9 protein-coding genes are annotated in these 7654 nt (G+C 67.2%); 3 read left to right on the top strand and 6 right to left on the bottom strand.

Going from position 1 to position 7654, the window contains the following annotated elements:
• The 3 genes from C5O18_RS04585 to tal all read left to right on the top strand — a co-directional run.
• On the top strand, window positions 1-323 hold a 323-nt coding region (locus C5O18_RS04585; RefSeq protein WP_277422143.1), incomplete at its 5' end, for a helix-turn-helix domain-containing protein.
• Window positions 324-391: 68 nt separating this feature from the next.
• Window positions 392-1387: a tRNA dihydrouridine(20/20a) synthase DusA gene (dusA, locus tag C5O18_RS04580; protein ID WP_105191866.1), complete on the top strand. Its 996-nt coding sequence runs from the start codon at window positions 392-394 to the stop codon at window positions 1385-1387.
• Entirely contained in the window at window positions 1384-2334 is a 951-nt protein-coding gene (gene tal, locus C5O18_RS04575; protein ID WP_105191864.1) for a transaldolase, read from the top strand. Before dusA ends, tal begins: the two co-directional genes overlap by 4 nt.
• Window positions 2335-2386: 52 nt before the next feature.
• On the opposite strand, the gene C5O18_RS04570 is transcribed toward tal, so the two are convergent.
• The 6 genes from C5O18_RS04570 to C5O18_RS04545 form a co-directional block, all read right to left on the bottom strand.
• The gene (locus C5O18_RS04570; protein WP_158249266.1) at window positions 2387-2872 is read right to left on the bottom strand and encodes an STAS domain-containing protein; all 486 of its coding nucleotides are present in this window, start codon (window positions 2870-2872) and stop codon (window positions 2387-2389) included.
• 17 nt (window positions 2873-2889) lie between these two features.
• Window positions 2890-4074 (bottom strand): PP2C family protein-serine/threonine phosphatase, encoded by a 1185-nt coding sequence (locus C5O18_RS04565; RefSeq protein ID WP_105191860.1) that lies wholly within the window; start codon window positions 4072-4074, stop codon window positions 2890-2892.
• Window positions 4071-4811: an MlaA family lipoprotein gene (locus C5O18_RS04560; RefSeq protein ID WP_241146740.1), complete on the bottom strand. Its 741-nt coding sequence runs from the start codon at window positions 4809-4811 to the stop codon at window positions 4071-4073. The genes C5O18_RS04565 and C5O18_RS04560 overlap by 4 nt, the downstream gene beginning before the upstream one ends.
• 16 nt (window positions 4812-4827) lie before the next feature.
• On the bottom strand, window positions 4828-5949 hold the full coding sequence (locus tag C5O18_RS04555; protein WP_105191856.1) for a beta-ketoacyl-ACP synthase III: 1122 nt from the start codon (window positions 5947-5949) through the stop codon (window positions 4828-4830).
• A 159-nt stretch (window positions 5950-6108) separates the two neighbouring features.
• Window positions 6109-7230, bottom strand: coding sequence for a beta-ketoacyl-ACP synthase III (locus tag C5O18_RS04550; protein ID WP_105191854.1), 1122 nt, complete (start codon window positions 7228-7230; stop codon window positions 6109-6111).
• A gap of 11 nt (window positions 7231-7241) precedes the next feature.
• Window positions 7242-7654, bottom strand: a 413-nt coding sequence (locus tag C5O18_RS04545; RefSeq protein ID WP_146089208.1) for a DUF3418 domain-containing protein, incomplete at its 5' end; no start/stop codon positions are given.

The following is a 7654-nucleotide window of genomic DNA, read 5'->3' as shown; positions in this document are numbered from 1 at the left end:
CCGGCAATATCCGGGAACTGGAACACCTGATCAGCCGGGCCGCCCTGAGGGCATCCGCAGGCCGCAGCGACAAGCACATCGCAGACATCACGGCCGACCTGTTCGACCTGCCGCAACGCCTGCCGTCAGCACCGCACACCCAATCCCGGCCATTGCCAGAAGCAAGCAGCCTGCCACTGCGACAGGCCTGCGATGCCTTCCAGCGCGACTATATCGAAGCCACGCTGGCCGAACATGCCGGCAACTGGGCCGCCGCCGCCCGGGCACTGGGCACGGACCGCGGCAACCTGCACCGGCTGGCACGACGACTGGGGCTGCGCTAAGCGCCTGCCGGCTCACGTCCCCGCGCGTTCCATGCGACAATCACCGCCACGATCCGGCCCGAATATCCATGTCAGAACAGCAGCCCACCCCATCTATCCCCGCGCCCAAGGCGCTGTCCGTGGCCCCCATGATGGACTGGACCACGCGACACGCGCGCAATTTCCTGCGCCTGTGCCACCCGCACGCCCGCCTCTACACCGAGATGGTCACCACCCAGGCGCTGGTGCACGGCGACGTGCCGCGCCACCTGCGTTTCGAGACCGAGGAGCATCCCATCGCGCTGCAGCTCGGCGGCAGTGACCGCGCCGATCTCGTGCACTGCGCGAAGCTCGGCGAGGACTGGGGCTACGACGAGATCAACCTCAATGTCGGCTGCCCGTCCGACCGCGTGCAGCAGGGCCGCATCGGCGCCTGCCTGATGGCCGAGCCGGATCATGTCTCCGAGGTCGTGGCGGCCATGCAGGCGGCGGTGAAGATACCGGTCACGGTCAAGCACCGCATCGGCATCGACGGCCTGGAGCGCTACGAGGACATGCTCGACTTCGTCGACAAGGTGGCGGCTCGCGGCTGCACGCACTTCATCGTGCACGCGCGCATCGCCATCCTCGCCGGCCTGTCGCCGAAGGAAAATCGCGAGGTGCCGCCGCTGCGCTACACCGATGTCTACCGGCTCAAGCAGGAACGCCCGCAGCTGACCATCGAGCTCAACGGCGGCGTGAAAACGGTGGATGAAATCATCAGCCACTGGCAGCACACGGACGGCGTCATGATCGGCCGCGAGGCCTACCAGAACCCTTATCTGCTGGTGGAAGCGCAGCGCCTGTGGGGTGTCAGCGAACTGCCATCGCGCGCGGATATCCTGCGTGCCTACCTGCCCTTCGTGGAGCGCGAGCTGGCGGCGGGCTGCCCGCTGAACCAGATCACCCGCCACATCCTGGGCCTGCTCCAGGGCGTGCCGGGCGGCCGCCGCTATCGCCAAGTACTGAGCACGCAGGCACACTTGCCCGGAGCCGGAATCAACGTACTGAAAGCCGCCGCCGCGGCCGCTGGAATCGATCTATGAGCAACCCGCTGGACCAACTGCGCGCCTGCACAGTGGTGGTCGCCGACACCGGTGACATCGACAGCATCCGCCGCCTGCGGCCGGAAGACGCCACCACCAATCCCTCGCTGATCCTCAAGGCCGCCAGCGACCCGGCCTATGCCGACATCCTGACGCGCGGCATCGACGCCGCCCGCGCCCTGCCGCCGTCGCAGCGGCTGACGGCGGCGATCGAGGCGGTGTCGGTGGGCTTCGGTGTCGAGATCCTCAAGCACATTCCCGGCCTGGTCTCCACCGAGGTCGATGCCCGCCTGTCCTTCGACATCGCCGGCACGCTGGCGCAGGCCCGCCGCCTGATCGCCCGCTACCGTGATGCCGGGGTGCCGCGCGAGCGCGTGCTGGTGAAGATCGCCAGCACCTGGGAAGGCATCCAGGCCGCGCGCGTGCTGGAGCAGGAGGGCATCGCCTGCAACCTGACGCTGCTGTTCAGCTTCGCGCAGGCGCAAGCCGCCGCCGAGGCCGACGCCACGCTGATCTCGCCCTTCGTCGGACGCATCCTCGACTGGTACAAGGCGAAGACGGGACAGGACTACACGCCGGAGACCGATCCGGGCGTGGTCTCCGTGCGCAGCATTTACGAATACTACAAGGCCGTCGGCCACCGCACCGTGGTCATGGGCGCCAGCTTCCGCAACACCGGCGAGATCCGGGCCCTGGCCGGCTGCGACAAGCTCACCATCGGCCCCGCCCTGCTCGATGCGCTCGCCGGCGAAAGCGCCCCCCTGACGCCGGTGCTGGATGCCACGCGCATCACGCCCGCCGCCGCCCTGCCCGCCCTCACCGAGGCAGCTTTCCGCTGGCAGCTCAATCAGGACGCCATGGCCACCGAAAAGCTGGCCGAAGGCATACGCCTGTTCGCGGCGGATCTGGACAAGCTGGAAGGACTGTTGCTGCCGCGACTGGCCTGAGCCGGCCAAGGCAGTGTGCGGACACTGACGCCGGTCGCGATGACCGGCGTGCTCAGTGACGCTGCCGGCGCTGGCTCTCCAGCGCCTCGACCAAGCTGCGGAAAGACTGCTGGTTGCTGTCGTTGAGGCCCATGAGCGTGCGATGGGCATCGATCACGCGGCGCGTGACGGCCTCCTCGCTGAGGTCGTCACGCGGCAGGTCGTCGAACTCGTCACCCAGCGTCGTGGTGTCGTGTAGAATGCGGAAGACCTTGTCGAAGCCCATGCTGACCAGGATGCGCTCGATGTCGGGGCTGATGCAGAGAATGACCGGACGGCTCATCCTGCGCGACTGCAGGGCCACGGCGATGCGGGCCAGCAGGCCCAGCGCGGTGGAGTCGATGGCGTCGGTCTCGGTCAGGTCGATGAGCACGGCGCGCAGGCTCTCGTCGGAGAGCAGGCGGTCCTCGACGAAAGACTCCAGCGAGGTGCATACCGGGACACGCACATCACCCAGCAGCTTCAATACATAGGTGCCGTCATGAACGGCATATTGCATCTTGCAGGGATCCATTGTCACTCGTCACGCTTGATCATCAACAGCGCAATATCGTCCGGGACGTCACGCACCTCCTGCAGGCCGAGGCGCTCGACCAGCACGTCGAGCTCACCGCCGGCGGCAGCGGCTTCGGCGCGGAGCACGGCTTCCTTGGCAGCCAGCTCCCCGGCGGGCAGGACCTCTAGGATACCATCGGACAGCGCCAGAAGCGAAAACCGTCGCGACAGGCTCACCTGGTGCTCGTCGAAACGCGCCTCGGGAAACAGGCCCAGCGGCAGCCCCTGCCCCGGCAGCTGGGTCACTTCACCGTCCTGGTAGAGCATGGGCGGCGGATAATGCGCGGCGATGGCGTAATTGAGCACGTCGGCATTGGTGTCGATGACTCCGAAGAAAACCGCCAGGTGCTTGCCGGTTCCGAGCTCGCGCAACTCGTCGTTCATGGTCTGCAGCATGCGTCCGGGCGACAGCGTGGACACCTTGGTGCGCTTCTCGAACTGGCGGCGGATACGGTTGGTCAGCGCCTTCAGGAACACCGTGACGAAGGCGCTGGAGGCGCCGTGCCCGGAGACATCGGCCAGATAGAACGCGGTGCGGCCCGGACCGAGGCTGAAGTAGTCGACGAAATCGCCGGACAGGTACAGCGACGGCAGCGTGAAATGGCATAGGGTCAGGCCGTTGGACTCGTGCGGCGTCGGCGGCAGCAGGCGGTTCTGCACCTGGCGGCCGGCGCGCTGGTCGTGCTCGAGCAGCTGCAGGCTGTGCTGCAGGCGCTCGTTGGTCTGCTCCAGCATTTCCCGGTAGTGGCGGTTCTCCAGGCGCAGGTTGCGGCGCTCCATGGCACGCTGCACCGACACCCGCAGGATATCCTCGTTGAGCAGGGACTTGATCAGGAAGTCGCTGGCCCCTTCCTGCAACGCGGTCACCGCCTCGTCCAGCGAGGCGGTCTCGGTGACCACGATCACCGAAGTGTCAGGCAGCTCGTGCAGCAGCGAACGCAGCAGCTGGGAACCGCTCGCCAGCGTCAGCCCGAGCTCGCCCAGCACCAGCGCGGGCCGGATGTCGCGGGCCACGGCGAAGCCGCTGTCGGCGCCATCGGCCACCACGACCTCGAAACCGTCGGCCCTGAGCCAGTCGTTCAGTCGCCGGGCAACGGACTGCTCGGCATCGATCACCAGGATGGGACCTGGTGTGGCGGCGTTCATTCCGCGGCGCTTCCCGGCTCGTCTTCGTCGTCGAAATCCTCGTCGAGGAATTCGTCCTTTTCGATCTTGCCATCGGCGATGGCGAAGGCGCGCTGCTGCAGGTAGAACTCGCGGATGAAGGTGTAGCGATCACCCTCGATCACCTTTTCGGCGCTGAGCAGGTCGGCGCGCGTGTCGAGCAGATCGAGCGCGGCCAGGCCATAGGCGGCCTCGGCGTTCATGTGCGCGCGCGGATCGGCGAGACCGTCGGCGGCACGGCCGAAGAAGTCGCGCACCGTGCTCGGACCCAGCACCGGCAGCATGACGTAGGGACCCGCGCCCACGCCCCACACCGCCAGGGTCTGGCCGAAGTCTTCCTTCTTGCGCGGCACGCCCATTTTCTCGGCGATGTCGAACAGACCGCCCAGACCCAGCGTGCTGTTGAAGATCAGGCGCGAGGTGGTGGCGGCGGCATCGGCCGGCTTGCCCTGCAGCAGCTGGTTGACCAGCGTCAGCGGCGAGGTCAGGTTGTTGAAGAAGCGCGAGACCGCGTTGTCCACCGGTCGCGGCACCACCTTCTGGTAGACCTTGGCGGCGGGCTTGGCGACATAGTTGTCGAGCTGCTCGTTGAACACGAACACACCCCGGTTTAAGCCCTCCCAGGGATCAGCAGGATCCGCCGCCACGGCGGGGCCAGCCAGCGCCAGCAAGGTTGCCAGCGGCAGCAGGCGGGCACGCACAGCAAAAGACATGCTCATGGCCATCTCCCGGTGGTCAGCAGCGACGGACGATCACGCTGCCGATCGAGTAACCGGCACCGAACGAGCAGATCACCCCGACATCGCCGGCGACGAAGTCATCCTGGTACTTGTGGAAGGCGATGATCGAGCCCGCCGAACTGGTGTTGGCGTACTCGTCGAGGATCACCGGCGCCTCGGTGCGGCTGAACTCGCGGCCGAGCACGCGCTTGGCGATCAGCTCGTTCATGTTGATGTTGGCCTGGTGCAGCCACAGGCGCTTGAGCGCCGCGACCTCGATGCCGGTGTCGCCGGCGTGGCTGACGATCTGCTCGGCCACCATGGGGCAGACTTCCTTGAACACCTTGCGGCCTTCCTGGCGGAACAGCTTGTCGCGGCTGCCGACACCGGACTCGTCGCAACGGTTGAGGAAGCCGAAGTTGTTGCGGATGGCGTTGGAGAACTGCGTCTGCAGACGCGTGCCCAGCACCTCGAAGGGCGACGCCGCGGTGCAGGTGTCGGCGGCCTCGACGACGATGGCCGTGGCCACGTCACCGAAAATGAAGTGGCAGTCGCGGTCACGCCACTCCAGGTGCGCCGAGGTGATTTCCGGGCTCACCACCAGCACGCAGCGGGCCGATCCGGAGCGCACCGCGTCGACCGCGGCCTGCAGGCCGAAGGTGGCCGAGGAACAGGCCACGTTCATGTCGTAGGCGTAGCCGCCGGCACCCAGCGCCTGCTGCACTTCGATGGCCACCGCCGGGTAGGCGCGCTGCATGTTGGAGCAGGCCACGATCACCGCGTCGACATCGGCCGGGGTCTTGCCGGCGCTGGTCAGCGCCCGGCGCGCGGCAATGGCGCCGATCTCGGCCTGTATGCCGATCTGGTCGTCGGGGCGTTCAGCGATGTGGGGTGCCATGCGGGCGGGATCGAGCACGCCGGTCTTGTCGATCACGTAGCGCGACTTGATACCCGAGGCCTTCTCGATGAACTCGGAGCTGGAATCGGACAGCGGCTGCAGGGTTCCCGCAGCGATGGCCTCGGCGTTGGCAGCGTTGTAGCGCTGCACGTAGGCGTTGAACGCCACCACCAGTTCATCGTTGCTGATGCTTTGCTCGGGCGTGAAGAGCCCGGTGCCGCTGATGACAACACGCTGCATGTAGACCTCTGATCGACTGACTGCGGCCCGCGTGCCGCCGGTGCCCGTTGCACGGGACGACTGGCGGCGGTTCATCGGGCCGCTGATACACACATGAATATGACGGGTCAGTGTAAACCACGCTGCGGCCCCGACCAAGTCATGCGCGCGCGCCGATCGTCAGAGCTTGCGCACGATCACGCTGCCGATCGAGTAGCCGGCGCCGAACGAGCAGATCACTCCGGTGTCGCCGGTCAGCAGATCGTCGGAATGGAAATGGAAAGCGATCACCGAGCCGGCGGCGGCGGTGTTGGCGTACTCGTCCAGCACCATGGGCGCCTGCTCGCGCCTGAAGTCCGGCCCCAGCACGCGCTTCGTCACCAGGTCGTTCATGTTGATGTTGGCCTGATGCAGCCACAGCCGGCTCAGGTCGGCAGGTGTCAGGCCGTGCTCGCCGATGTGGTCGAGGATCTGCTCGGCCACCATGGGGCAGACCTCCTTGAACACCTTGCGGCCCTGCTGGTAGAAGAGCTTGTCGCGCGCCAGCGGGTCGCCATCCTCGCAGCGGTTGAGGAAGCCGAAGTTGTTGCGGATGTTGTTGGAGAACTGCGTCTGCAGGCGCGAGCCCAGCACCTCGAAACGAACTGCCGACACGGCGTCGTCGGCCGCCTCGACGACCATCGCCACGGCGGCATCGCCGAAGATGAAGTGACAGTCGCGATCGCGCCAGTCCAGCCAGCCCGAGCACACCTCGGGACAGATCACCAGCGCACGCCGGGCCGAGCCGCAGGCGACGGCATCCACTGCCGAACGCAGGGCGAAGGTCGCCGACGAGCAGGCCACGTTCATGTCGTAGGCATAGCCGCGAGCGCCCAGCGCCTGCTGCACCTCGACGGCCACCGCCGGATAGGCGCGCTGCAGGCCGGTGGCCGCCACGATCACGGCATCGATGTCGGCGGCCTCGCGGCCGGCCTTCGCCAGCGCCCCGCGCGCGGCGGCCACCGCCAGCTCGGCCTGCACGCAGATCTGGTCATCGCCACGCTCGGCGATGCTCGGCACCAGGCGCTCCGGGTCCAGCAGGCCGGCCTTGTCGACGACATGGCGGCAGCGGATGCCCGAGGCCTTCTCGATGAATTCGGCGCTGGACTCGGCCAGCGGCTGGCGCGTGCCGGCCTCGATCTCGCCGGCATGCTCGGCGTTGTGGCGACGCACATAGGCGTTGAATGCCGCGACCAGCTCCTCATTGCTGATGCGCGGCGCCGGCGCATGAAAGCCGGTCCCGCTGATGACAACACGCCGCATTGGGCATTACCTCAGTCAGTCAATTGCGACCAGAGGCGATCCAGGCGTTCCGCCGATACCGGCACGGCGGTTTTCAGGGGCTGCGAGAAGAGCGAAATGCGGTACTCCTCCAGCAGCCAGCGATACTCGTCGCACGACCCGGGATCCCCTCCCCTGGCCATGACCTGCTGCACGTGGCGCTGCCAGCGCTGCCAGTGCCGCTGCACTTCGGCACTGGCCTTGTCATCGCGCAGGATGTTGTTGCCGAGCTTGTCCAGACGCAGTTCCAGCGCCTTCAGGTAGCGCGGGTACTGCAGCCAGCGATCCGCCGTCTGGCTGGCGAGGAATCCGGACAGGTCCAGGCCGTCGAGCTGACTACGGATATCGGCCAGCGCCACGGTGAACACCGGCGAACGGAACTCCGCCAGCCGGGCGCGGATGCGGT

The organism is Amnimonas aquatica (genome assembly GCF_002943415.1).
In the GTDB taxonomy this organism is placed as follows: domain Bacteria; phylum Pseudomonadota; class Gammaproteobacteria; order Pseudomonadales; family Moraxellaceae; genus Perlucidibaca; species Perlucidibaca aquatica_A.
The sequence above is the reverse complement of the archived record's forward strand: the minus strand, read 5'-3'. Positions and strand labels throughout refer to the sequence as shown.